General features: G+C 56.8%; 23 protein-coding genes. 13 read left to right on the top strand and 10 right to left on the bottom strand.

Going from position 1 to position 26656, the window contains the following annotated elements; all coding sequences use genetic code 11:
• The first annotated feature begins 99 nt into the window (after positions 1–99).
• From ALMA_RS00890 to ALMA_RS00875, 4 genes are all read left to right on the top strand, one after another.
• A complete protein-coding gene (locus tag ALMA_RS00890; RefSeq protein WP_094725983.1) occupies positions 100–1338 on the top strand; it encodes an extracellular solute-binding protein in 1239 nt (412 codons plus the stop codon).
• 58 nt (positions 1339–1396) lie between these two features.
• Complete coding sequence (locus tag ALMA_RS00885) at positions 1397–2818, top strand: carbohydrate ABC transporter permease (RefSeq protein ID WP_094725982.1); 1422 nt, start codon at positions 1397–1399, stop codon at positions 2816–2818.
• A 23-nt stretch (positions 2819–2841) separates the two neighbouring features.
• A complete protein-coding gene (locus ALMA_RS00880; RefSeq protein ID WP_244568826.1) occupies positions 2842–3753 on the top strand; it encodes a sugar ABC transporter permease in 912 nt (303 codons plus the stop codon).
• 119 nt (positions 3754–3872) lie between these two features.
• Complete coding sequence (locus ALMA_RS00875; protein WP_158520623.1) at positions 3873–4598, top strand: TraX family protein; 726 nt, start codon at positions 3873–3875, stop codon at positions 4596–4598.
• A gap of 76 nt (positions 4599–4674) precedes the next feature.
• Here the strand turns inward: ALMA_RS00875 and ALMA_RS00870 are convergent, their stop codons facing one another.
• Genes ALMA_RS00870 through ALMA_RS00855 form a run of 4 tightly spaced genes read right to left on the bottom strand, consistent with a single transcriptional unit; the run spans position 4675 to position 11023 of the window.
• Positions 4675–6993, bottom strand: coding sequence for a DEAD/DEAH box helicase (locus tag ALMA_RS00870; RefSeq protein WP_244568812.1), 2319 nt, complete (start codon positions 6991–6993; stop codon positions 4675–4677).
• Positions 6990–8363, bottom strand: a complete 1374-nt coding sequence (locus tag ALMA_RS00865; RefSeq protein ID WP_094725979.1) for an ATP-binding protein — start codon at positions 8361–8363, stop codon at positions 6990–6992. Before ALMA_RS00865 ends, ALMA_RS00870 begins: the two co-directional genes overlap by 4 nt.
• Positions 8347–10275, bottom strand: coding sequence for a TerB N-terminal domain-containing protein (locus tag ALMA_RS00860; protein ID WP_094725978.1), 1929 nt, complete (start codon positions 10273–10275; stop codon positions 8347–8349). The genes ALMA_RS00865 and ALMA_RS00860 overlap by 17 nt, the downstream gene beginning before the upstream one ends.
• Positions 10276–10321: 46 nt before the next feature.
• Entirely contained in the window at positions 10322–11023 is a 702-nt protein-coding gene (locus ALMA_RS00855; RefSeq protein ID WP_094725977.1) for a Pr6Pr family membrane protein, read from the bottom strand.
• 152 nt (positions 11024–11175) lie between these two features.
• Here ALMA_RS00855 and ALMA_RS00850 point away from each other — a divergent pair, with 152 nt between their 5' ends.
• The 8 genes from ALMA_RS00850 (at position 11176) to ALMA_RS00815 (ending at position 16254) form a co-directional block, all read left to right on the top strand.
• Entirely contained in the window at positions 11176–12018 is an 843-nt protein-coding gene (locus tag ALMA_RS00850) for a MetQ/NlpA family ABC transporter substrate-binding protein (protein WP_094725976.1), read from the top strand.
• 115 nt (positions 12019–12133) lie between these two features.
• Complete coding sequence (locus ALMA_RS00845; protein WP_094725975.1) at positions 12134–12970, top strand: methionine ABC transporter ATP-binding protein; 837 nt, start codon at positions 12134–12136, stop codon at positions 12968–12970.
• 3 nt (positions 12971–12973) lie between these two features.
• Positions 12974–13660: a methionine ABC transporter permease gene (locus ALMA_RS00840; protein ID WP_094725974.1), complete on the top strand. Its 687-nt coding sequence runs from the start codon at positions 12974–12976 to the stop codon at positions 13658–13660.
• Positions 13661–13826: 166 nt separating this feature from the next.
• Positions 13827–14012: a hypothetical protein gene (locus tag ALMA_RS00835; protein WP_211278314.1), complete on the top strand. Its 186-nt coding sequence runs from the start codon at positions 13827–13829 to the stop codon at positions 14010–14012.
• A gap of 186 nt (positions 14013–14198) precedes the next feature.
• Positions 14199–14768, top strand: coding sequence for an NAD-dependent epimerase/dehydratase family protein (locus tag ALMA_RS00830; RefSeq protein ID WP_094725973.1), 570 nt, complete (start codon positions 14199–14201; stop codon positions 14766–14768).
• On the top strand, positions 14769–15206 hold the full coding sequence (locus tag ALMA_RS00825; RefSeq protein ID WP_094725972.1) for an SRPBCC family protein: 438 nt from the start codon (positions 14769–14771) through the stop codon (positions 15204–15206).
• Between the two features lie 3 nt (positions 15207–15209).
• On the top strand, positions 15210–15683 hold the full coding sequence (locus tag ALMA_RS00820) for an RrF2 family transcriptional regulator (protein WP_094725971.1): 474 nt from the start codon (positions 15210–15212) through the stop codon (positions 15681–15683).
• 109 nt (positions 15684–15792) lie between these two features.
• Complete coding sequence (locus ALMA_RS00815) at positions 15793–16254, top strand: hypothetical protein (RefSeq protein ID WP_094725970.1); 462 nt, start codon at positions 15793–15795, stop codon at positions 16252–16254.
• Here ALMA_RS00815 and ALMA_RS08235 read toward each other — a convergent pair.
• On the bottom strand, positions 16251–17501 hold the full coding sequence (locus ALMA_RS08235) for an MFS transporter (RefSeq protein ID WP_244568811.1): 1251 nt from the start codon (positions 17499–17501) through the stop codon (positions 16251–16253). The genes ALMA_RS00815 and ALMA_RS08235 overlap by 4 nt on opposite strands.
• Positions 17502–17949: 448 nt before the next feature.
• Here ALMA_RS08235 and ALMA_RS00800 point away from each other — a divergent pair, with 448 nt between their 5' ends.
• Positions 17950–18549 (top strand): hypothetical protein, encoded by a 600-nt coding sequence (locus tag ALMA_RS00800; RefSeq protein ID WP_211278313.1) that lies wholly within the window; start codon positions 17950–17952, stop codon positions 18547–18549.
• Positions 18550–19050: 501 nt separating this feature from the next.
• Here the strand turns inward: ALMA_RS00800 and gndA are convergent.
• The 5 genes from gndA to ALMA_RS00775 form a co-directional block, all read right to left on the bottom strand.
• Positions 19051–20502 (bottom strand): NADP-dependent phosphogluconate dehydrogenase, encoded by a 1452-nt coding sequence (gene gndA, locus ALMA_RS00795; RefSeq protein ID WP_094725969.1) that lies wholly within the window; start codon positions 20500–20502, stop codon positions 19051–19053.
• Between the two features lie 117 nt (positions 20503–20619).
• Positions 20620–21876 carry a glutamate-cysteine ligase family protein gene (locus ALMA_RS00790; protein ID WP_094725968.1) on the bottom strand — a complete coding sequence of 419 codons (1257 nt, stop codon included), beginning with the start codon at positions 21874–21876 and terminating at the stop codon, positions 20620–20622.
• A gap of 28 nt (positions 21877–21904) precedes the next feature.
• Entirely contained in the window at positions 21905–22762 is an 858-nt protein-coding gene (locus ALMA_RS00785; RefSeq protein ID WP_094725967.1) for a class II glutamine amidotransferase, read from the bottom strand.
• Between the two features lie 69 nt (positions 22763–22831).
• Complete coding sequence (locus tag ALMA_RS00780; RefSeq protein ID WP_094725966.1) at positions 22832–25378, bottom strand: KUP/HAK/KT family potassium transporter; 2547 nt, start codon at positions 25376–25378, stop codon at positions 22832–22834.
• A gap of 101 nt (positions 25379–25479) precedes the next feature.
• The gene (locus ALMA_RS00775) at positions 25480–26466 is read right to left on the bottom strand and encodes a TatD family hydrolase (RefSeq protein ID WP_094725965.1); all 987 of its coding nucleotides are present in this window, start codon (positions 26464–26466) and stop codon (positions 25480–25482) included.
• Positions 26467–26656: the final 190 nt, after the last annotated feature.

Raw genomic sequence — 26656 nt, 5'->3', positions numbered from 1 at the left:
GAACGTGCTACGCTAACGTACAGAAGTAGGGAAGAAGGGAAAGCAGAAGCACCACAGCATCTCACCTCCCTACACGAGGAGGATAGAAAGGAATCAAGGATGATTGCTCAGTGGAGGAAAGCCACAGCAGCAGCCTGCGCGGGACTCCTAGCTCTCGCCGGACTGGCAGCATGCAGACCGAGCAGCTCCAGTAGCGAAAAAATGACGCTCACTGTCTGGGCCTCACAGGAAGACCAGGCAGACCAGAACTCGTGGCTGCAGACCATGGAAGCCGAGTTCCAGAAGCGCCACCCAGAATATGCCATCACATGGCAGAACCAGGTAGTCGCCTCGGCAGATGCCGCCACCATCGCAAAGCAGGACCCTACCGTGGCCGCAGACGTGTACACTTTCGCCAGCGACCAGCTCGGCACGCTCGTGCAGGCAGGCGCCGTGGGACAGATGAGTGATGACGCCATGGCACAGCTGAAAAAACAGACCGCCGGAAACCCTACCATGGTGGATACCGTCACCGCTTCGGACGGGAACGTGTACGGCATGCCGCTGGCCGGTAATACGTGGTTCATGTACTACCGCAAGAGTAAGTTCACCGAGCAGGATCTCACCTCCCTCGACGCGATGCTCGCGAAAGGTAAAGTCTCCTTCCCTCTGACGAACTCGTGGTACCTCGCCTCCTTCTACCTCGGCGCTGGCGGTACGCTCTTCGGACCGAATGGCACAGATGCGAAGTCTGGCGTGCAGTTCGGCGGCGAGACCGGTGCTGCAGTGACGAACTACCTCGTGGACCTGCGCGCGAACCCGAACTTCGTGAACGATACGGATGGCTCGGGCCTGGCAGGACTGAAGTCTGGAAAGACGGACGTGGTCTTCACGGGTAACTGGGATGCAGCCACCGTGCGCGAAAACCTCGGAGATGACTGGGGTGTGGCGAAGCTACCGAGCTTCACCCTGAACGGTAAGCAGGTGCAGATGAAGTCCTTCGCTGGCTCCACGGTCTACGGCTGGAATCCATATACGAAGCACCCTGTGGCAGCCGATCAGTTCGCTGCATTCCTCAGCAGCACGTACTCTCAGAAGGCGCACTACACCATGCGTTCGGTCATTCCGTCGGACACCGAGCTGAGCAGTGACGCACAGGTAGCGAAAGATCCCGTGGCTGCAGCTCAGATGGAGACCATCGCACAGACCTCCGTAGTTCAGCCATCCATCCCAGAAATGAATAACTTCTGGTCACCATGTGAGAACTTCGGAAAGTCCCTCTATAACAAGGAAGTCACCCATACGAACGCTGCAGAGCTGACCGAAAAGTGGATGCAGTCGTATAAGAGTCTCATGTAGTGAGACGGCGTGTAAAGAGCGCGAAAAATCAGATATGGGAAAATTGGGAAGAAAAAAGATGAAAAACATACGGAAAAACCGCCACAGCGCGGACTACATCCCGCCATCCGCGTATACAGTACGCGCGGCAGCAGCGCGGGGCGACGTCTTCACGCGCCTGAGCTTTCTCGTGCTCGGCGCGGGGAACCTCGCACACAAGCAGATCACGAAAGGCCTGCTCTTCCTCGCGGTAGAAGTCGCATACATCGCGTACATGATCCTCAGCGGCGGCCAGGCACTCGCCATGCTCGTCTCGCTCGGATGGCGCACGCAAAGCAAACAGAAGATAGACGGATACTGGCACTATAATCCGGGCGATAACTCGGTGCTCCTGCTCGTCGCAGGCATCAGCGCGCTCTTCCTCACCGTGCTCTTTATCCTCTTCTGGACATATGCTGTCCGCAGTGCGTATAAGGTGCAGGTGCTGGCAGCTGCGAGCACGGCGAACGGCGGAAGCGAGCGCGGACGCGGTCTCGCGGGCGACGGGACAGTTCCTACCTTCGCGGACGACATCCGCATGATCACGAACGATAACGCGCAGGTGGCTCTCATGAGTCTGCCGGTGGTGGGCATTCTCACCTTCACCGTGCTGCCTACGGTCATCATGATGGTCATCGCCTTCACGAATTATGATTCCGACCACGTGCTGCTCTTCGACTGGGTGGGCTTCCAGAACTTCGGACAGCTCTTCGCAGCCACGGGCGCCGTCACCGCGAACCAGTTCGTCAGCGTGCTCATCTGGACGCTGGTCTGGGCATTCTTCGCCACCTTCCTGAACTTCTTCTTCGGCATGTTCCTGGCCATGGTCATAAACCGCCGCACCACACGCCTGAAGAACTTCTGGCGTGCAGCATTCTCGCTGTCCATCGCCGTGCCGCAGTTCGTCTCACTTCTCGTCATTAACCAGATGCTTCAGCCAGAAGGCGCGGTGAACCGTCTGCTCGAGTCCTGGGGCTGGATCAGCGGACCGCTGCCATTCTTCACGGATGCTACGTGGGCGCGCGTCACTGTCATCCTCGTGAACCTGTGGGTGGGTATTCCATTCACCATCATGCAGATTACTGGTATTCTGCAGAATCTGCCAGCCGAGCAGTACGAGGCCGCACGCCTCGACGGTGCGAACTGGTGGCAGACCTTCACGAAGATCACCATGCCGTACCTCATCTTCGTGCTGACGCCATACCTCATCACCACCTTCACGGGTAATGTGAATAACTTTAACGTCATCTACTTGCTCTCCGGTGGCAGCCCTACTCCAGTGGGCGACACAGCCGGCCAGACTGACCTGCTCATCACGTGGCTCTATAAGCTCACCGTGGACCGTGGGGACTATAACCTCGGTGCAGTCATCGGTATCTTTACGTTCATCACTCTGGCGGTCGTATCCCTCATCACGTACCGTAACAGCGCATCCTATAAGGATGAAGGAGGCTTCAGATGAGTTCTGTACAGTCACAGTCCGTCATGGAAAAAAGCGCACGCTCGGCGCAGGCCGAGTCCGCCAGCACACGCCTGCCGTTCTGGAAGAACCAGCGCGCCCGCCGCATCCTCGGCGACGTCCTGAGCTACGTCCTGCTCAGCGTTCTCACTATCATCTGGATTCTGCCTATAGTCTGGGTGGTTCTCGAGAGCTTTAACACGAATCCTGGCCCGTATAACGAGACCTTCTTCCCGACGAGCTACACCTTCGATAACTATGTGAAGCTCTTCACGGATACGCACATCCTGAACTTCCCGAGCATGTTCCTGCGCACGCTGGTCATCTCCATCATCGTGTGCTCTATCAGCACGTTCTTCGTGCTGAGCGTGGCTTTCTGCATGAGCCGTCTGCGCTTCCGCTTCCGTAAGGCGTTCATGAACATCGTGCTCGTGCTGGGCATGTTCCCAGGCATCATGTCTGTGGTCGTTATCTACTTCATTCTGAAGTCTCTGGGCTTGACGCAGGGCATCGGCGTGACCATCGCGCTGATCCTCGTCTACTCGGCGGGTGCGGGCGCGGGCTTCTACGTCATGAAGGGATACATGGATACGATTCCGCTGTCCCTCGACGAGGCTGCGTACCTCGATGGCTGCACGCGCTGGCAGGTCTTTACGAAGATTATTCTGCCTATTTGTAAGCCTATGCTCGTCTTCCAGGCGCTCACGTCCTTCCTCGGACCGTGGCTGGACTTCGTTATGGCGCGCGCTATCAGCCGTACGCAGGATAACTACACGGTGGCGCTGGGCTTATACCAGATGCTGTCGCGCGAGTATCTGAATGATTGGTTCTCGCGTTTCGCTGCTGCTGCTGTGATCATCTCCATTCCTATAGCTGTGCTGTTCATCATTATGCAGCGCTTCTACCAGGAGTCCATGTCCGGCGCGGTGAAGGGCTAAGGCCAATTCTTCCTTCACCTTCGCATTTCATCTTCATGAGGGGATATGTATACTCAGACATATCCCCTCATGAGTATTCACTCTCAGTTACCCTCGGTCATTCTCGGGAAGGAGCCTTCATGCCAGATTCTCGCAAGCAGCGCGGGCTCAGCTCACGCACTCTGAAAGTAGTGGGCAGTGTCCTTATCGTTCTCTCCTTACTCGGGTCCCTCGTCTCTCCTACAGATCCCGACTTTGCGAATCTCACCATAGCAGTCCTGTGCGAAGCACTCTCCTGGATGGCCATCCCCCTGTACGCATGGCTACTAGTGGAGGGCTACACGCATACGCGCAGCCGCTGGGCGTATGGCCTGCGCCTCCTCGGTCTGGCTCTCGTCTCCGAAGTCCCCTATGACCTCGTCACCTCAGGGCGTGTGATGGACTGGACCTCGCAGAATCCACTCTTCGCCCTCGTCATCTGCCTGGCCACACTGGCTCTCGTGGACGTCTATGCCCCCGAAGGCGCAGCCTGGCGCTGGGCGCGCATACTGGGTCTGATGGCTGCCGGAGCTCTGTGGATTTTCCTCCTGCATGCAGGCGTGCGCCAGCAGGTCATGCAGGCTGGCATCCTGCTCCTGCTGCTCACCATCATCTTCCATACCCTGGCTCGTCACGAGAATACGATGATGATGAGCGCCGCCATCCTCAGCGCCTGCTTCTTTATTCTTCCGAGCATGGGCGTGGCACTCCTGCACTACCGTAACGGCTCGCGCGGTATGACCCACGCGTGGCAGAAGTGGTTCTTCTACGTTTTCTACCCCATCATGCTGCTCATCTTCGCCGGCGTGCGCGCGGCTGTGATGTAATGAAAAACTTACGCTAAAGATGTAGCCATTTTTAGCGTAGAGGAAGGTGAAAAATGGCTACATCTTTAGCGTAAGTTTACGAGAGTGCCTCTGTCCAGTCGTTACTAGCGACGACTGCGGAAGAATGGCCCTCAGCCCAGCCAGCCACGCGCGCACGCATGCCATCCACGTCCAGTACACCGTACGCAAAGCCCTTGCGCACGAGCTCAGCAGGCACATACGGGTCGTACTTCTCGAAGACCGGATTCTCCTTCTCGTCCACGAGGTCGAGCGGATCGAACGTCTTCGCGGCCTCCTCAGTTACGACGCGGAAGAACTCATCGCGGGAAGCTTCCATGGTGAATTGGATATAATACGGGCGCGAGGCAGTCAGGCCGCGCAAGCCCAGCCGCTCCCCGCACTTCACCTTCAGAAAACGCTCTAAAGCGAGGAACGCGTAGCTGCCGAGCCACGGGAAGAGCACCCACATCTTCCCGCCGAGGTTTATGAGCGGGGAGCGCTCCATACCGGACATGTCGAACGTGGTGCGCGCCTCAGCCAGACGGTACCCCGCATGACGCATGAGGTACGGGTAGCTGCTGTCCTCGCGTAAAACCTCGTACATCTTCTCGAGAATGCGCGTATGGATGTCCCCCGGCGTATCACCGAAGTATGCCGGAACGCGGCCTTTTACGAGCGTGCAGTACACGATGTGCCGCTCATGGTCCAGCTCATCCACAGCCCACACGCGTCCAGCGATGGCTATCTTATCTCCCACAGGAGGCGGCTTCACGATGGTGCCGAGCTCTTCGGACCCCGAGCGCACAGAATACTCCACATTCTCCTGGAACACCGCGTAAAACTTATAATTATTCACCACGCGCTCTCCGGCCAGACCCACGATGAGCCCACCATTCTCAGTGACCATAATGTGGTCTATCTCCACCAAATGGCGCAGCAACACGCGGAAATCATCCTGCGTAATGCGCGCAAAGCACGACAGCGTGAGCACCCGCGAGGCGAGCTGCGCCGGCGTCATCTCACCCGACGAGGCCAGCGTGCTCATGGTCTGATGGTAGAGCAGACTGTACGGCAGGCGGTCGAGGCGCGGCGGCTCCACGAAACGCTCCTCCACGTAGAGCTGCACGAGAGCGATGCCCTGGAGCAGATACCACGGGATGAGCTCGGGCAGCATGGCGCGCGACAGCTGATGGTCTTCACGCATGACGAACCACATCTCGGACGGGTCACCGCGCCGGCCGGTGCGGCCCATGCGCTGCAGGAATCCAGAGACGGTAAACGGTGCGTCCAGCTGGAAGGCGCGCTCGAGCCGACCCACGTCTATGCCCAGTTCGAGCGTGGCCGTGGCGCAGATGGACTGCAGCGAGGAGTCGTCTTTCATCTCCTCTTCCGCACTTTCGCGGTACGACGCGGACAGATTTCCGTGATGGATGAGGAAACGGTCCGCCTCGCCGCGCGCCTCACAGTACTGGCGTAGCTGCTGGCAGACGGCCTCACATTCTTCGCGCGAGTTCGTGAAGATGAGGCATTTTTTCCCGCGCGTATGCTCGAAGATGTAGCCCGCGCCCGGATCCGCGGCAGCCGGCGCGCTGTCCGTCGGCTCGTCGAGCAGCGCGACGTCCCGCGTGCGCTGCTGGACGTCCGTTCCCGAGGCCAATTCACCCTCCCCTGCCTGAGGCCCACTCGTATAAAAATGCTCCATGGACAGACGCCACACATCCTTACCGCCTTCGACGCTCGGAATAATGCATCCGCTCCCACTTCCCGCAGAGATAAAGCGGCCAGCAGCCTCAGGGTCTCCTATGGTGGCAGACAAGCCCACGCGCCTCGGCTGGCATCCGGCGAGCGCGCACAGGCGCTCGATGAGACTGAACGTCTGCAGGCCGCGGTCACCGCGCAGGAGCGAATGCACTTCGTCGATGACGATGAAGCGCAGGTCATGGAAGAGCGACGGGATCTCCATATGCTTGTTCAGCAGCAGTGATTCGAGAGACTCCGGGGTAATCTGGAGGATTCCTGCAGGAGTGCGCAGGAGCTTACGCTTCTGAGCCTGGGAGGCATCTCCATGCCATTTCGTCACAGGAATATGCGCCTGCTCGCACAAGTCATTTAGCCGCTCGAACTGGTCATTAATAAGCGCTTTCAGGGGTGCGATGTACAGCGCACCCACGCTCGACGGCGGCTCTTCATCCAGCAGAGTGAGAATGGGAAAGAAGGCCGCTTCCGTCTTTCCCGAGGCTGTGGAGGCGGTGAGCAGCACGTTCTCCTCAGTGGTAAAGATGGCATCTGCTGCGGCGTTCTGCACGCCACGTAGCATCTGCCATCCCGACTCGTAGATGTAATCCTGGATGAAGGGCGCGTAGCGTTCGAAGGCGCTGAATCCTGCCTCACTCACAGCGTGAACTCCGCGAACTGCGCATCTACCGATCCCGCTGCGCCCGGCTCAGCTCCCGCGACCCCCGCGCTATCCCCAGGGATAGCCTGCGACTGCGCATACTGGAACTCCCCCGAGCTCAGCAGCTCGTTTATCTTCACAGACGGATTCTGGTACACGATGTCCAGCAGCTCGATGAAGTCTCGTATCACTTCGCGCGGCGTGATGTTCTGGTCGGCTCCGATGCGCGAGTACTCGAGCTGAATGAAGCCGCCGAGCTCCTGCTCGCTGATGTGCCGCTCGTAGCCGTACAGCCCCGCGTGCATATCCGCCAGCTTTTCGCACAGAACCAGCATCTCTTCCGGATTCAGGGGGTCGAGGCGAATGACGGGAGCGAGAAGATCGCGTGCTCCGGGGCGGGAGAATTTCCCTTCGGCAAGCCTGGAGCGCAGCGCCTCGTAACTGTACACGCCGCGCCGCTTATCCTCGATGGCCTGCGGCGTCGAGCCCATGATAATGCCGAGGTACTGCGCCTTCCCCTGCAGTGTGTCGTTATACATGGTGAGCATCTTCTCGTAGTTATACTGCCGCGTCACGGAATGCGGAATCTTATAGATGTTCACCAGCTCGTCGATCATAATCATCATCCCGGCATATCCCGCCTTACGGAAGAAGATGGCGAAAAGCTTGATGTAGTCGTACCAATCATCATCCGAAATGATGATGTTCACACCCAGCTCGGACTTCGCCTCCCGTTTGAGCGCATACTCGCCTCTGAACCAGCGCACCACCTTCATCTTCGTCTCATCGTCGCCCTCCACATACGCGTGGTAGTAGCGCGAAAGCAGCGTAGCGAACTCAAATCCATGCACGAGCTCGCTGACCGACGAAGTCACCGCGTAAATCTTCTGATCCACCGCCTGCGTGAGCACAGGGTCGCCCAGGGCAGCGCCCGTCTCCTGCAGCGCTTCCGACTGCACAGTACTTATCCACCTGTCCAGGATAAGGGTGAGCGCGTTCCCCTCCGGCTTATACTTCGTAGACAAATTCGAGATGAGCTCGCGGTATGTGGCCAGACCCTGCCCGCGCGAGCCCTGCAGCCGGCGCTCTGGCGAGAGATCCGCGTCTGCCACGATAAACCCTTTATCCATAACATAGTTCCGGATGGTCTGGATGAGGAAGCTTTTTCCAGACCCGTACCGCCCCACGATAAAGCGGAAGGACGCGCCGCCCTCCGAGATAATATCCACGTCGTGCAGCAGCGCTTCCACCTCGTTTTTCCGCCCCACCGCGATGTACGGCAGGCCTATGCGCGGCACCACACCGCCCTTCAGCGAGTTCAGCACCGTCTGCGCGATACGGCGCGGGACTTTTTTAGTCGTTTCTGCCAATTTTTTCTCCTCTACGTTCTCTCACATCGTCTCTGTAATCCTCGACGAGGGTGATGGTCTGGCCGTCACTGTCCACGACCATATCCCCTATCTCCTCAAAGAATGCTTCATTAATCTGCTCTGCGACCAGCGACGCCATGGCATGCATCTGCTCAAGCTGTCCGCGTACATCGTCCCCGGCGAGAAGAGCGTCGAGGATATGTAGTGTCTGGGCATCTAAGCCATACGTATCTGGCGTATTCTGTATCTCTTCAGTCTCTTCAGCGCGGGCACCCTGTGCACGATCGCTCTGTATACTCTCTGTGCTTACTGAACTTTCTCGAGGTTCTGAATACTCAGCGCTCTCGCGCTCCTCCTGCGTCAGTAAGCTCTCCTGCGTCACGTGTGCATCGTGACGAATCGTATCTAATTCAGTGAAGTCTATCTTAACACTTTCTCGGCGCGCTTCTTCTTCGGCACGCCGCTGCTGAGCCACGTACTCATCCAGGACAGCCTGAGCATGTGGCTCCACCCAGGCTTCATACGAGCGCGCCTGCAGGCGTCCGCGTACTTTGAGCTGCTTGCGCCAGATTCTGTCTGCACCGTGGACCATCTGCTCGATGACATCCCTATGGAATTCTTCCGGATCATATTCTCTCGCACTCCAGTGCCCTGAGCGTAAGTGGTAGGACCGCAAAGGGTGAAGAACCACATCTGTATCTGTAGCCTCGAGCTCTTCCCAGTACACAGCCTCGCGCAAAGGATACCACACACGGGTCTCCTGGTGGCCGAAGCACTTTTCGAAGAAGCTCTCTGATTCTTCTGATTCCTGTGCAAGAAGCCTTCTCCATAGCTGTGCGAAAAGATATTCTCCACGCTGATGGTCTTCTTTAAACACGGGAGTGCTCCACAGACGTTCCTCCTCAAAAGCGCACAATGCTTGGAAAACATCTTTATCCGTATGGGACGCAGCATTTTTCAGCACGCTCAGTACCCCGTCATAGTATGTCTGCTTATCTGTGAGGTACTTTTTCGCCACCTCCGCACCGAAGCCATGAAGGATAGCATAGTCCTTCTGACACGTGCGGATGAAGTTCAGCATGGCAGACCCACCCCACATGGTCGCATAGTTTTTCTCGAAGCGTCCGAGCTGGTGCAGAACATCTTTCGGAGAGTTCGCACCTATGCCACACAGCAGCTCAGAGACGTACATATATGCCAGCGAGCGCGAGACGGGAGACACGGAACCGCGGCGTAATGCTGTACGCCAGGAAAAGTATCCTCGCAGTTCGCGCAAATTCAGGTCATGATATGTCGTATAGCGCTTCGAGACATCAAAATCCCAGGAGGTGCGATCCTCATATGCAGCCATGAAACGCCCCTGCCGTACGAAGTTTTTCGCTTTCGCTGCTGGAGAGGTATCCGCAAAATCATAGAGCTGCATCATGTCACGAATCTTTTCAGGCATCTGCAGCTGGTGACGCGACCCCCACACATGCCCCGAGTTCGGCGCATTCAGCCGCGCGAAAGGCAGAGCACTATCCTCGTACTGTGGCGTGTGAGGCTTCTCATCGAGGATGAATGTGGCAGTCTTACGGTCTTCCAGCTCCATAGCCATATCGAGGAGCCGCGAGACTTCGTATGCAGGAGCATCATCACCGAAGAAGACTCCCACCCACTGTGAGCTCCGCATACGTATGGCTGACGTCATATACGGCTTCGCAGCCAGGAGAGGAGTAAGAGTTCCGCACTTGACGTCCATACACTCGCGGTACTCGCCAGTCGTCTCATCCCACTGCTGCAGAAGGAGAGCAAGCCATGCTCCTGTATCGGGATGACACAGCACCCACTGATGCTGCGCACCTACCAGCTTCGGCTCAGCTTCGATGCCATACATCTCCTGCGCATATGCGAGGAACTGTGCTATATCCACGTCTCCTCCCTTAGAGCGACGAATATCCAGTATCAGTATACAAGTTTTAGCGGCGCATGAGGATCCGGTCGAGCCAGATAAAAATCCCCTCGAGAACGAGTCCCAGAGCCATGACGACGAGCAGCGAGATTACCACTCCCCCGTAGCCCAGCTGGTTTACATTCACAAAGCCATAGGGATAGTAACTCGTCAGAGCTCCATAGGTGAGCATCCACACGGACCAGAGTGCTGGAATGATGAGCGTGCTGAGCATCACGCGCCAGCGTGAGTACCCTTCACTAAAACCGCGCGGCCCCCAGAGTAGCCAGACCACCCAGACACTGACCGGGACGATGACGTGCTGCCACGGCGAAGTGAGAAGGGCCAGCCCGTTGAGGTTCAGGAATGGAAGGATAGCTGTGAGAAAAACGAGCGATGTGACGGTAATCATAAGCAGAGCAGTATCCACGAAGACCACACGCCAGAAAGTGCGCTTAAACGATATGGCGAGCAGCGTAAAGACCACCGCTACGAGGATATTCGAAATCATGGTGAAGTAGCTGATGCCTTCGATGAAGCGCTGCGCAGCTCCTGGCCAGCCGTGTGCTGAATGGCCATATAAGCCAGGCCAGTTGCCCGATTCTCGTGGGTAGATGTCAAAGACGTTCCCGAGGTTCGTAAGGATGACGCCGAACCACGCCACCACTGCCACGACGGTCAGAGCGCGCTTCGCATGGTGAGCACGCGGAGCGAAATGAAAAATTGACATAACGAAAAAACTCCCTTTATCCGCGCAAAAACGCGGGTCTTCTACCCACTATAAAGAACACCTATAATAAACCGCTCTCTCAGCGCGAAAAAGCGGTCTATAGTGGAGCGCATACACGTTTCACGTGAAACATAGCGAGAAAAGAGATAGATATGAAGACCACACGCATCAAGGCACTCGGCGCGCTCGTAGCCGCCACCGCACTCGTCTCCTTCGGCCTGGCCGCCTGCACGAACGCGGGTGCCGCATCGAAGACGGATGACAAGACCATCACCGTGGCTGCCAGCCCGACGCCACACGCCGAAATCCTGAACAAGGCCGTGAAGTCCATCGTGGAGAAGGACGGCTATAAGCTCGTCGTTAAGGAATTCACGGACTATGTCCAGCCGAACACCGCGACCGAGGACGGCGAAGTGGACGCGAACTACTACCAGCACAAGCCATATCTGGATAATTTTAATAAGGAAAAGGGCACACACCTCGTCTCCGTCGAGGGCGTCCACTTCGAGCCATTCGGCCTGTACCCAGGAAAGACGGCCTCGCTCGACGCTCTGCCAGATGGTGCGACCGTGGCCGTACCAAACGATGCCACGAACGAAGCGCGCGCACTGCTGCTTCTGCAGTCTGCAGGCCTCATCAAGCTGAAGGATCCGCAGGACATTAATGCAACGCCGAAGGACATCACCTCGAATCCGAAGAACCTGCAGTTTAAGGAACTCGAAGCGGCCGTGGTGCCGACGGTGATTAAGGATGTGGACATCGCCGCGCTGAACGGTAACTATGCTATTCAGGCTGGCTTCGACCCGACGAAGGATACTCTGGCCACCGAGAAGGCAGGCGACCTCGCTGCGAAAACCTACGAGAACATCCTCGTGGTAAAGGATGGTAACCAGAACTCCGCAAAGACAAAGGAGCTCGCGAAGGCACTGAAGTCGGACGCTGTACGCGACTACATTAACTCCACCTATAAGGGCGCTGTGGTGCCAGTGTTCTAAGGCTCTGAGCCGACGATGACGAGTGTACTGTGGGGCGTTTCCTCTCTTCTCTTCGAAGGCGAGAGGAAGCGCCCCACTTTCGGGCGAAACTCTCTACAGACGAAAGAACTTTTTCATGATTCAGATAGAACATCTCCATAAGAGCTATCCGGGGGCGGATGGCTCCGCCTCGCGCGAGGTACTCCATAACATCTCGCTGACCATCGAGTCCGGCGAGGTCTTCGGCATTCTCGGCTCTTCCGGAGCGGGAAAATCCACGCTCGTGCGCTGTATCAATCTTCTCGAGCCACTGTCCTCGGGACGTCTGCTTATCGATGGACGCGATGTGACGCATGTGCGCGGACGCGAGCTGGCGCAGCTGCGCACGGGAATAGGCATGATCTTCCAGAATTTTAGCCTGTTCCAGCAGCGCACCATCCTGCAGAACGTCACCTTTCCTCTCGAGATAGTCCCCCGTTCCGAGCGTCTGAGCCGCGCAGAGCGCGAGGAGCGAGCGCGCTATCTGCTCGACCTCGTGGGACTGGCCGGCTTCGAAAAGCGCTACCCGAGTCAGCTCTCTGGCGGACAGCAGCAGCGTGTGGCCATAGCGCGCGCTCTGGCGAATAAACCATCCATCATGCTGTGCGACGAAGCGACCAGCGCGCTGGATACGACCACCACTGTACAGATCCTCGAGCTTCTTCATAAGATTAATAAAGAGCTGGGCGTCACTCTCGTGCTCATCACCCACTCCCTGTCCGTAGCGCGGAACATCTGCGACCGCGTGGCCATGATAGATGGTGGTCGCATCGTAGAGCTCGGCGAGACAGAAGAGCTTTTCGAAAATCCTCAGAGCGACATTCTGCGCACACTCATCGCGAATGCGAACCATCATGCGCACGGTACTGGAGCTTCGGCAGCAGCGCCCTCAGCAGCAGCGTCCACGCTCACAGCAGAACAGGCGGTGAAGTAACCCATGAGTTTCCTTTCTTTCGCATCCGCATTCCTCTCTGAATACGGTGAACTGCTCACACAGGGCGTCATCGATACCATGGTGATGACCGCTGCGTCTACCCTCCTCGCCTATGTTCTGGGTCTTCCTGCAGGAGTACTGCTTATCACTTCAGCGAAGACAGGCATTCGCCCGAATGCTGCTGTGCATGCAGTACTCAGTGGCATAGTAAATCTCGTGCGCTCTGTGCCATTCATCATCCTGCTCGTCGCGCTTATTCCTTTCACCCGTCTCATCGTGGGCACATCCCTCGGCGTTCCCGGAGCTGTGGTTCCGCTCGTCATCACAGCCGCTCCTTTCGTAGCCCGCGTAGTGGAGCAGTCTCTGGCTGAGGTAGATGGAAGTCTCATAGAAGCCGCGCAGAGCTTCGGAGCGAGCTCACTGCAGATCATCTTTAAAGTGCTTCTTACCGAAAGCTTGCCATCGCTTATCCGAGGAGCAGCACTCACCTTCGTCACCCTTTTCGGCTTCTCTGCCATGGCTGGCACCGTAGGCGCGGGAGGTCTGGGTGACATCGCTATCCGCTACGGATACCAGCGCTACCAGTATGACGTCATGACTGTGGCAGTCATTCTGTGCATCATCCTCGTCCAAGTGGTGCAGAGCGTGGGAGATGCGAGTGCGAAGGCCATAGACCACCACACGAAGTAAGCGTGAGGGGCTTCCCCGCCCTCACAGGCCCCTCACAGGCCCCTCGCAGTCTCCTCACTCGCTTACTGCAGGTTACTCTGGTACTCTATGGTGCCGCTGAGGCTCGTACGGCATACGTACAGACTGGTGAAGTGAAGTATGTGGGCGCTCATCTGGACTGCCACACATGCGCTACACCACCGAAAACCTCGCTCACCTCATGGCTTTCGACGATGAGAATCACATGAATCTCATCGATCAGCCTCTGCTCATGATAGCCGGCGAGCACGCGGACACACGTTACATGAGCGACGCCGCCTTCAAGAAGGCTGTGAACGCGAAGGTGAAGGAGTTCTTCGGCGCGAACCTGTAAACACCGCACCGCGCTGAACCTCGCCGCGACACGCGCGAGTCGTCGCTGATAGCAGGCCGTATCCCCCGTGATTTTCCGGGCGTACGGCCTGTTGCGTTCTGTGCTTCATTTTTCTTCTTTTGACAATTTTTATCCTAGGTTATACACTTATCTTACGATATTAATTCTCCTAGAAAGAAGATTCTCATGACAAACATCGTCCTCCTCGGCGGTAATGGATACATCGGTCGCGCGACCACAGAAGAATGGATGCGCGTGGATCCTACAGCACAGTTTTATGTCATCTCCCGCTCCGGCCAGAGCACGCTCACTGGCCCACGCATTCATACTCTCACTGCAGATGTGACCTCCGTCGAGTCAGTCCGCGCTCTGCTTCCTGAGCAGGTGGACTACATCGTGGACTTCGTGGGACGTCCAGAAAGTGATGCATCCACCTTCGCCCTCGTGAACGATAAGCCAGCAGACGTCATGCTCACTCTCGCTCGCGAAAAGCAGGTGAAAGCCATGGGCTTCATCGGCGGAAAGCTCGGCCCGAAGTCCTTCCTCGAAGGAAAGAAGCGCATAGCAGAGACCCTCAAGGCCAGCGGCATCCGCACGGAAGTAGTGGAGCCTACTGTGGTCTACGGTGGCGGCCGCAGCGATGCTCTGGCGAAGATGGTTCCTGTCTTCAAGTTCTTCGGCATGTTCACAGCGAATATGAAGCCAGTCCTCGTCAGCGACGTGGCTCATGAGCTCGTCTCGAAGCTGGTACGCTAAATGACTGCCGTCACCGTGGCCATCCAAGACGACATCTGCACCCCGCGCGAGGAGGTCTTCACGTGGTTCTACCACTCGGAGAACTTCGCCCACGCTCCCCTCGTTTTCCGCTCCACCTGGGCCACAGACACCCAGCATGAGGCTGGCTCCGAGCGCGACATCCTCATGGTGGCAGGCTGGTACCACGAAGAAATCACCGCGGTAGACCCCGGCCACACCATCCACTACCGCGTCACGAAGTCTTTCCCCAGTGTGCGCCAGGACTTTACCGAGGTACTTTTCGAAAGCATCTGCGAGGACATCACGCGCGTGACGTGGACCATAGAAGTGGACGTTCCCACCCCATGGAAGCAGACCGCGCTGAGTCAAGCAGCTGGTACGATGGCGAGACTACTCTATAGAAGTATCCTGCGGCAGGGTAAGAAAGAATTGGAATAAGAAATGAAACTAAACAAAAGCTTCGAGCAGGCCACATACGTCCTGACCATGCTCGCACTGCAGGAAGGTCACACGCCGGTCAAAAGCCAGGTGCTCAGCAGCGTGCTCGACGTCTCGGACTCGTACCTGAAAAAAATCCTCATGAAGCTCTCGAAGGCCGGACTCGTGGCCTCCAGCGCGAGCAAAACGGGCGGATATCAGCTCGCAAAAAGCGTGGAAGACATCAGCCTCAAGGACGTCTTTTTCGCCCTCGAGCTGCATGCGGACGTAGTGGAGTTTAAGCATATGGCGCATCAGATCTATGATGACGCCGCGCACGTGGCCCTCGTGGAGCAGCGCGTGCGCGAGACTCTCGAAGGCGGGCTGAACGATTTCTACGCACGCCTCGATACGCTGAAGATTTCTGATCTACTGCGCGACGACGTGTATGAGGAGGGCGTTATCGACTGGAATGCTCGGGCGGAGGCAGATGTGTAGCGCACGGTGAAAAAGCGTGAAAGTGCGGTGAATTCACATATCCTCCTTCTGGCGGTCTCTAGACTGAGAAGTGTCACCGTCGATACTTTCTTCAGAAGGAGTTCGCGCCATGGACCGCTTCACGTCATCTACACGTCCACCATCCGCACTTACCCGAGCCCTCACTGCCTTCCTCGGCCCGTGCACTCTCCTCGCCGGCGCAGCCGTAGCGCTCGTGGGATACCTCTACATCGCCGACGAGTTCGCCCAGGAACCGCGCTATATGTGGATGTACATGCCCATTATGATCCTGTATTTCCTGCTTTTCGTGCCGGCGGGCGCGTGGGTGCTGTACACCGTCTGGCAGTTTTCGCTCGCGCGGCCTGAAAAGCGCTCTCTCGACGCGTATCTGCGCGTCACCTTCTGGTGCGCACTCGCTGAGGCTGGTTTCGGCTTTCTTCTTCCGTTTACCGTCTCGAGTGTCCTCCACGAGGGCAATCCTCCCATGCTCTTCGCCTGGTTCACAGCGACGATGGTTCCGCTCTTTGCAGCAGCTATAGCGGCGAGCGTACGGCGAAGCATACGAGCTTAGGCAGCGCGCAGGTAGATCCTCGCAGCCAGCGCGATGCCGAACGCCACGGTCAGCGCATTCAAGACGATGCCCAGCACCGTAATATTACTGTAGAAGTTCGGTACGAGCAGGAAGGCGATGCCGAAGATGGCATAGAGTGCGCGGATGATGGTATCTACGCTCCCGAGACGCGTGTGGTCATAGGAGCTGAACAGCATCTTACTGAAGTAATTTCCCGAGATACCTATAATAACGAAAGCGAGCGCGAAGAGTGCCACTTTCGCTGGTATCCACGGCACGAGGAAGACGAGTAGTAGAGCCGTTCCTGAGGTCATATAATCCCAGCAGAAGAAGCACGTGGACTCTATGGTAATGAATGGCGCGATGAGCGAGCCCACCAGATCCGCACCCTGCTGAATGGCCAGAACGAGCCCCAGCCATGCCACATCCACGTGAATGCTGATGAGGTAGAGCGGAATGAGGGCGAGTAGTACATCGAGAGCGCCGCTCAGGAATGCTTCACACAGGATGATGAACGAGGGCACGCGCTGGCGAGCGAAGTAGCGGACGGAGTCTGCGACACCATGAGTGAAGCTCTCCCGCTTCACAGGCTTCACAGGCTCTGCCTCAGTGCTCTCGCTTGAGGCGCGCACTGATATCTTCATCCTCCAGAAGAAGAATACTCCTGCCACGAAGAACGGGATACTCGCATTTAGCACCACGGCGTACGTAACTACGCCGAGCAGGAGCGAGGCGACGAAGTTTGAGGCGATGTTCAGGATGTTTCCTGTGAGGTACTGCACATCTACAGAGCGTTCGATGAGTTTTTCATCATCATCGAGCGCCTGCGGCACGATGCTCGTGTCTATGGCTCCGATGAGGGTCGAAACGCAGGAAAAGAGAAAATTGACAGCAAAAAGCGCGAAAACAGGAAGCCGGAAGTATAAACAGGCGGCGATGAGCGCCACGAGCAGAACGTACACGCTCTGGCAGACCACCAGCCAGGCCTTCTTCGCGCGGATACGGTCGATGATATGACCGAAGAGGAAGCCGAACATGGCCGGCAGCATGGATACGAGCGTAAACGAGGACAGCGTGCCCGCGTCGATGTGATACACCGCCACGAGGCCTACGGATACAGCCACCGCGTAAAAGCTGTCCGCGACGTTCAGGAAGCTTTTTCCGTAAATGAGCTGGCGGAAGTTATAGGGGAAGCGATCGATAAATCGCGTTCGCATGAGCTCTCTCGCCGTTTTTACTGAAAGCATCTCTACCACCTCGTCATACACTTTCGGCGCTACCTCAGTCTTTCCAGCAGCCGTACCTCTGCATGACGCACACTCTACGCATCATGCCCCCCACACCCGAAAGCTACTCTCATCGTAGTCCTTTCATCTCTATCGGGGGGGGAACGACACGCCGACGACTCACACTCTTACAGAATATTTTTCTCCTTATGCGAACCTGTACATACATTAACTTCTTTGTAGAATATATACAATGTCGATATACCACTTTTTATATTTTCCACACAAGTAAAACGTTTGACTTCCCTTAAGTAAAGCGGATTAACTAACTTGAGAGTATATATTTGCAAAGATTACTAATTGACTTTTCTCTAAATAATATAGTATGAATCCTAGCGGCGAACACACGCCACTACAGAGGAAAATCATTCCTCACCGTCACCGTCGATTATGAGAAAGAAGAAACACAGTGGTTACTACGAAACGATTCTATTACGCACTCATAGGAGCTCTCACAGCTTTAGCTATATGCTTCTCCACCATGGTGCTGTCCCATGCAAGCACCCTCCCAACGGGAGCTGAACCTTCTTCTTCATCGCTCACATATAGCGAGGAGAGCGCTCTAGAAAAAGACGTAGAGATACTCTTCACCCGATACATCGAGCTCACAGAAGAAGACATCTTCATAGTAAATGATACCCACCTTCGTGCTGACGGCTTCGACCAGAGCAGTACAGACTTACATCGCCTTGCAGATACGCTAAATAGGTTGCCGCATGATACATCCACACCTTCTCTGATTACTTCCCATCAGCGCCATATCAAGCCAATGGGCATCGGCGAGTTTGCACTCTGTGTAGCCATGGATGGCATAGGCCTACCTCGCGGAAAGATATCCTCCGGACTCATTAATGCTATTAAAACAGGCATAAAAGCATGGAATTGGGGACTCACCGCCCGCACAGTAGCTCGTATCTTAGGAGCATCTCTCGTGAAATCACTAGGCGGACCTGTAGGAATAGGTATCGCTCTCGCATCTGCAGCATGGAACTGCCGAGGTTCACTATGATAGATTCCGAAGAAGAAAAATCACTCCATCTGGATAATGGAAAGAATCATGACCGGAACGCAAAATCACGCCTAATCTTCGACATAGTTCGAGATTCTCTTATTACGCTCGTGCTGGCGCGCATACTTTCGGACATCTGGACATACAAAGCCTTTTTCCATTATTCGTCATGGCTCTCCTGGTCAGAATGGATTTATCCTGTCGGTATGGCATGTACCGTACCCTACATCTACTGGTATAGAAGTCGTCATCCTGATTAATCCACATCGTCTTCATCCGAATTTAGCGAAGACCTCTTAAGCACACGACACTCTATTATTATGAGAGGGGTGAGACTCGCATATCGTGCGAGTCTCACCCCTCTCATAATAGTAATGATGGCAGGCAGCTGAGCGTATCGTATATTCCCAGAGAACCACTCGGTCAGCTCAATCCACTAGCAGGGCTCCGAGCAGGAGCGAGCGAGAGCGAACGAGAGCGCAAAGCCGCCTCTCAGAAACCTTACGCCTCGACTTCGCTGCGGTCTCCGCTCCACAGAGTGTGGAAAGTGCCAGGCATGTCCACGCGACCGTAGGTGTGTGCACCGAAGAAGTCACGCTGGCCCTGGATGAGGGCTGCTGGCAGGCGGTCCGAACGCAGACCGTCATAGTAGGACAGGGAGCTGGAGAATGCTGGCACTGGGATGCCCACGCGAGCAGCGGTGGCCACCACGTTACGCCATGCGTCCTGTGCGTTCTCCACTGCAGCCTTAAAGTATGCATCCTGCAGCAGGGACTCGAACTTTTCGCCGGAGTCGAATGCATCCGAGATGCGGTTCAGGAACTTCGCACGGATGATGCAGCCGCCACGCCAGATGCGTGCCACTGCGCCGAGGTCGATGCTCCAGTCATGCTCTGCAGCACCAGCGCGGATCTCATCGAAGCCCTGCGCGTATGCCACTATCTTCGACGCATAGAGCGCCTGACGCACTGCCTCCACGAAGGCAGCCTTTTCTTCTTCAGAAGCGTACGCTATCTTTCCGTCAGGACCTGCCAGTGGCTTATTCTTTACTTCTTCACGCTGCGCCACCATGGAGGACAGGCCACGTGCGAACACTGCTTCGGCGATGCCGGTTACTGGGGTGGCCAGAGACAGTGCAGTCTGGACAGTCCACGTACCCGTGCCCTTCATGCCAGCGTGGTCCACGACCACGTCCACGAATGGCTTACCCGTCTTCGCATCCACGTGGTGGAGCACTTCTGCCGTGATCTCGACGAGGTAGGAGTCCAGCTCGCCCTTATTCCACTCGTCGAACGTGGAGGCGATCTCCTCTGCGCTCATGCCCAGGCCGCGACGCAGCAGGTCGTAGGACTCGCCGATGAGCTGCATGTCTGCATACTCGATGCCGTTATGCACCATCTTTACGAAGTGGCCGGCACCATCGTGGCCGATGTGCGTCACGCATGGCTCGCCTTCAGCCACTGCAGCGATGGACTCGAGGATAGGTCCGAGGGTCTTCCAGGACTCATCCGTGCCACCAGGCATCATGGATGGGCCGTTCAGAGCGCCCTCTTCGCCACCGGAGATACCGCAGCCCACGAAGTGCAGTCCACGCTCACGGATGGCCTTTTCACGGCGGATGGTATCTGGGAAGTATGCGTTACCACCGTCTACGATGATGTCGCCTGGCTCCATAGCGTCTGCGAGCGCGTTAATCATAGCGTCCGTAGGCTCGCCAGCCTTCACCATGATGATGGCAGTGCGAGGCTTCGCGAGGCTGCCCACGAACTCTTCGATGGTCTTCGCTGGGACGAAGGTGCCTTCGCTGCCGTGCTCCTGGATAAGCGTCTCGGTGCGGCCGTACGAACGGTTATACACGGCCACGGTGTTCCCATGACGTGCGAGGTTACGTGCGAGGTTTGAGCCCATGACGGCCAGGCCCACGACACCGATGTTTGCTTGTGCTTCTGCCATTTTTCCACGCTTTCTTCTGCGGATAAATCTGCTGATGATGAGAAAACTCTTCTGCCTCCTAGTGTACTGGGGGCGGTAGAAAGCGCGTGCGGATTTTTCGCTGTCCGAGTATCGCCGTTACTTCTGGAAGACGTCCGGATGCGCGGCGTCACCCGGGATATCCGCGCCCGTGCTTTCCGCGTGGAGGAACTCGCGCCAGAAGTCGAGACTCTGCCCGTACGGCCGCGCGTCCTCGCCGTGCGCCTGCAGGTCGAGCTTTGCGGCGTTCACGTCGAGCGCGCGTACGCCCTCGAAGTATCCGCTTATTCTGGCCAATTCTTCCTCATTCGTGAACAGCTTCACCACGAGGTCCGTCAGAATCCTCGCGCGGTCGAGAGGTAGCGAGTCCCAGTGACGCATCTCGATGAAGTTTTTCAGACGCACATCCGTAAAGTGCGTGGAGATAATGTGCGTTATCTCATACTCGTTAAGCGCGCGGTCTGGGTAGACGTCTGCCGCATTCTCGAACGGAGCCGTCCACACGCCCTGGCGTGCAGCGTCCGGACTGTGCGTGGTATCCGCCACCATGAGCGGCGTGGCCAGCGCGTCTATGGCCGCCTGCTCGAAGCCATAGTGGGCATCGAAGAGCCCCGGGTTCGTCCCCGCACGTCCACTTCCTATGCCTTCCCACATGTGCTGACGCAGGAGAGGAAGCTCATTCTCCCGCCCCTCGAAGTACGGGGTATTTCTAAAGAAGTAGCCGAGCAGCGGCCCTACAGCCACAGCCATACGCATTTTTTCTATGGCATCCGCTTCACTCGAAAAGTCGAAGCTCACCTGCGTGGATGCTGAGCAGCGCATCATATTCCAGCCGTAGCTTCCCACACGCCCGAGGTACTCATTCATGGCTGCATACCGCGTCTTCGGGATGATGGTGATGTCCCGCGCAGAAGTCACGGGAGTGTATCCGTAGGTCACGAGGCGAATGCCATGGCGCGCGAGGATAGGGTCGATGTCTGCACGGAACTGTGCATAGAGGTCATTCAGCTCATCCGGCTGCTCGAGCACGCCCAGCGAGCACTCTATCTGCCCACCTGGCTCGAGAGAGACCGCTATCTTTCCTCGGCCCAGTCCCAGTAGCGCATCTCCATCGCGGTACTCTTTACTCGCATCGTAGAGCTCAGCCAGCTCCTCGAGTACCTCACGGATGCCATGCGGCTCAGCATAGGTCACCGCTTCATCCGTTCCTTCGCGTACTGGAAGGTGTTCTATCTCTACGCCCGTACCATACTGGTCTCGTGGCTTACAGCCTGCTTCGTAGAACTCCACGAGAGACTGGACATGACGTGGGTTTACCGCGCGGTCGAGGTGGTAATACGGAAAATCATTATGCATGAGAATACCTTAGATGAGAGGCTCTGCGTTATGCGGCCAGTGGCCGTATCTCGAATGTACCAGTAGCGCTATCCGCCACGAGGATATGGTTCTTCGGAAGTTCCTTCCAGCCGTCTTCTTCCTTCTGGTCGAAGCCAGAGGACGCTACCACCACACCACTGGGAATCGCCTTATAGCGGATGACGCGGTAGTCTTTCGCCTTCTCGCGCTGACCATACGCGTCGTAGACTTCTGCCACGCGGTCAGCGAGGTAGTCATGCCCGGCGGCATTCGCGCACACGAGCGTGGTCTTCGTCTGCACGAGGCAGTTATACGAGGAATCCTTATACTGCTCGCGCAGAGCAGCGATGGCTTCTTCCACAGCCACGTCGAGAGCATGGCCGAGCTGGGTAAAGTGCAGAATGTGCGCGAAGTAGATGGCGGAGTCAGACTTTCCACCCGTCTGCGCTATCTCATATGGCGTAACGAGTACGTCCGCATTATGAACCAGATTCACGCCGTCTTCGGACGAAATATCTCCGTTATGGGCGAAACTGATACCGTCTGCCGTAAAAGGCTGCTGGTTTTCTGGGATGAGAGGAAGGTTCGAGGATGCCAGACGCAAGTGGAAGATGGCACTGCGCGCAGGAGTGGAGGCCAGAGATTCGAAGTTATGGTCGAGGAATGCTGGCTCCGTGGTGCGGTAGATACTCTCGAAGACTTCAGGACTTTCGGCGCCGCCATCTTTTACGTGTGCAGCGCGGTGCGTGGTGTTTATCCCATCCACTCCCCAGCCGTCGTTATGGATGCGCGAGACTTCCTTAAACGCATCGAGCTGGTCAGAGCCTATGGCATCACGCAGCGTGATGTCTGAGTCTGCTGAAAGATATCCGAGTAATCTGCACATGTGTATAACCCTAACGGGGCAGACGCATGAACACGCCTGCCCCGTTATCGCGAAAACTTATAACCGCCACTAACCCTGCGTATTTTCAGCATCTGTACTGTTTTCGAGTGCTTCCGCGGCAGCCACATCGACCGGGATGCCCGCTTTCGCCGCCTTCTTCGCGAGAACCGCTTCGAGGGTGATAGGTTTTTTAGTCTTGCGAAGATTGACCCTCCTGAGCGGCGCCACAGGAGAGGTAGACACGAACAGCGGCTGCACCTCCACGAGCGGGTTATATGTGGACAGGCCGAACCACTTAATAGGCGAACCGGCCGCCTTACGGATAGCGTACTTCATACGTAGCGCGAGCGCGCCAGACGTCGTAATCTTCGACTCCGGCATGAGCTCTTTATGGATGAGAACGTACCGTATGGAGCCTATCTCCGGATCCTCGTCCACCGTCGGATAAATGCTCGTCTGCGGCTGCAGTGTGCCGTCGTCGATGAGCTCATGCATGATCTGATGCAGATACGTGGCCACATTCTGGCTGACCTTAAAGCCCAGACGGATGCGCACGCGGAAGAGGAAGTCCGTGCCGAAGTTTTCTACGGAATACTCGCGCGTATACGGGTCATCCGTCACGAAGACGGACACCGCCCACCAAGCGCGCGCACGCTTCTGATGGTCCGCGAAAATGGAGTAGAAGATGTCCGTATCCAGGCGGCGCAGCTCCGTATCCGAAGTGAGGTAGACGATGTTATCCGCATACAGCGGAATCTTCTCATCGTTATGTAGCACGTTCAAAGCCGGCAGGAAGTCCTCCGGAGACATGTGGCGGCGCTGGCTGCGCTCCACCTTCGTCCCCGTATCCCACGTGTACATAATGCCGAAGATGGCTATGGTCACGAGCGTGGTAAACCAGCCGCCCGTCATAAACTTCGACATAGAGGAGATGAAGAAGAGGATCTGGATGGCCAGGAAGATGATGGTGAAGATGATGGCAGCGACGCGCTGCTTCTTTCCCCACCAGATGTATGCCGCGAGGAGCACCGTGGTGGTGATCATAGTCACCGTCAGCGCCAGTCCATACGCGGCCGTCATACGCTCGGAATCCTGGAAGATGAAGAGCACGGAGAGCGTGGCGAACATAAGCACCCAGTTCACCACAGGAATGTACAGCTGGCCGCGCGTACGGCTCGGGTAGCGTACCTGCAGATGCGGCATCCAGTTCAAACCGGTCGCCTCGGACACCATGGTGTACGCGCCCGTGATGAGCGCCTGCGAGGCGATGATGCCCGCCACCACAGACAGAACCACAGCCACGTAGCGCACGGTTTCTGGCATCATCTGGAAGAATGGGTTCAGGTTTTCGATGGTCTGCACGGATACATTCGTCTGGTTCTGGATGATCCACTGGCCCTGGCCGAAGTAGTTCAGCATGAGGCAAATCTTAATGTACGGCCACGTGGCATAAATGTTCCCCCGGCCCACGTGTCCCATGTCCGAGTACAGCGCCTCGGCACCCGTGGTGGCCAGGAACACTGTGCCCATAATGGCCAGATGCGCGTGGTTATGCGGGTCTACGAGGTACTCGATGCCATAGAGCGGGTTCAGAGCCTCGAAGATGGTCCAGTCGCCACCGATGGCCATGACGCCCGTCACCGCCAGGAAGGTAAACCACACGAGCACCACGAGCCCGAAGACTTTACCGATGCTTTCCGTACCGCGTGACTGAATAAGGAAGAGGATGACGATGATGATGGTGGTAATGACGAGAGTCAGCGACTGGTTCTCCTCGAAGAGTCCCTCCAGTGGCGCCAGCGTCTTCAGACCTTCGACTGCCGAGGAGATGGACACGGCTGGCGTAAGCACAGAGTCCGCGAGGAATGCCGCGCCGCCCACCATGGCCGGAATCCACAGCCACTTCGCATAGCGCTTCACGAGGGAGAAGAGCGCGAAGATGCCGCCTTCGCCCTTATTATCGATGCGCATGGCGATGAACACGTACTTCACCGTGGTGATGAGCGTGACCGACCAGAACAAGAGGCTGAGCATGCCGAGCACCGCCGGACGGTCTGCATTCTGGATGCCGCCCTGGCCGCTCACGAAGGACTGCGCGAGGTAGAGTGGCGAGGTTCCGATGTCCCCGTACACCACGCCGAGCGCCACGATCATCATGCCCAGCGAGATTTTATCTTGGGACGTCTGCAGCTTCCTCCACCACCGTCCGAGCGGCGTGTATGCCTTCTTACTCTGCAGCTCGGCTGTGCGGCGCGCTTCTTCCTCCGCCAGGCGCTTGGCTTCTATCTCCTCCTCGGAGACGGCATGCTTATCTATCTTCGGCGCTTTCGTGATGCCTTCTGGCGGCAGAATGGCGCCGGTCTGGGCGAGGTCGAGCGCTATCTGATCAGCCGTGGTCGTGACGCGGATTTCCGCAGTTTGGCTTACTTTTTCGGCTTTTTCTGCTTCTGCCAATTCTCCCGCAGCCGCTGCGGACTCGCCCTGCGAGGACTGCGTCGCGTCCTGCGGGGTCTGATGGCTCTCAGCCGCGTCGTTCGACTGCTGCTCAGCCACACCCTTTGCTAAGTCCGCAAGACCAGAGTCTTGAGTATTATCTGCGCCTAATTCAGACACCATATATGATCTCCACCTGGTACCAGGATTTCTTTCCCTCTAGCTCACCGAAAGCTGTCGTCAGCGCGTGGGGTGCCACGTGCCGGTAATCATAAGTTTCTATTTTACACGCACATCTGCCCGTGGAGGGGCAGCACATACGGCAGGCCATATGCATCCACCGTATTCGTGAAGGTGAGGCGTGCAGTCTCCTCCTCGCTCAGACCGAGCACGTCAGCCATCACGCGGAGCGTGTACGGAGTCAGATACGAGGCATTCGTACGCCCGCGGTATGGCTCTGGAGTGAGGTAAGGCGCGTCCGTCTCTATGAGGATGTGGCGCCTGTCGAGGATGCGCAGTGCTTCACGCAGGCGTTCATTCGCCTTATAGGTGAGCGTGCCAGAGAAGCTCAGGTACCAGCCGTGCTCATTCGCTATCTCAGCCACAGCCGCATCTGCAGAGAAGGAATGAAAAACGGTACGTTCGGGAGCACCGTCTTTGAGGAGAATATCGATGACATCCTCGTGCGCATCCCTGTCATGAATCTGCAGAGCCAGGCCGAGTTCTTTCGCAAGCGAGATATGCGCACGGAAAGCCTCCCGCTGCGCTGCGCGAGCTTCCTCTCCCGTACGGAAGTAATCCAGCCCCGTCTCTCCTATGGCCACCACGTCGTCTGGACTCTGAGAAGCGAGCGCGTGCACGCGTGCGAGTGCATCCTCGAAACTGACGTCATGCCACGGTTTATAGCGCACGTCGAGTCCGTCTGGACCGCTGGCGCCTCGGTGACCGTGGAGCACGCTTTCGTTCGGATGGATGGCTATAGCTGCTTTCATAACGTCCGGATACTGCTTCGCGAGATTCACTGCGCGCTCGAGATTCGGCAGCTCGCAGCCCACATCCACCATATGCGCCACACCTACGGCCTGCGCGCGCTGAATGAGGCCTTCTACCCCGTACACGGGTACGTCAGGCATGTGGCGCTGGGCTGCCTGAGCGCTCATGGACATGGCGTACTGCACTACAGATGCGATGTGCGTATGGTTATCTATGATGGGCGCGGCAAGCCGTTCTGGAGCTTCTGCCCACGCTCTGCTTCTATGTTTTTTAGCCAATTCATCCTCTCCTTCGTTTGGCGCATAAAAAAGAGAAAGCCCGAGGGGAAACTCGGGCTTCAAGAGAGAAAGAGAAGAGGGGTTCAATTATCAGTGTTACCTGCCAGCTCTGTAAAAGCTGATGGTTACTATATAACCGCACCTTACTGGGCTAACCATGCGAAACACCTGAGGATTACCTGATGATTTT

This window comes from Alloscardovia macacae, from assembly GCF_002259705.1.
GTDB classification, from domain to species: Bacteria; Actinomycetota; Actinomycetes; order Actinomycetales; family Bifidobacteriaceae; genus Alloscardovia; species Alloscardovia macacae.
The sequence above is the reverse complement of the archived record's forward strand: the minus strand, read 5'-3'. Positions and strand labels throughout refer to the sequence as shown.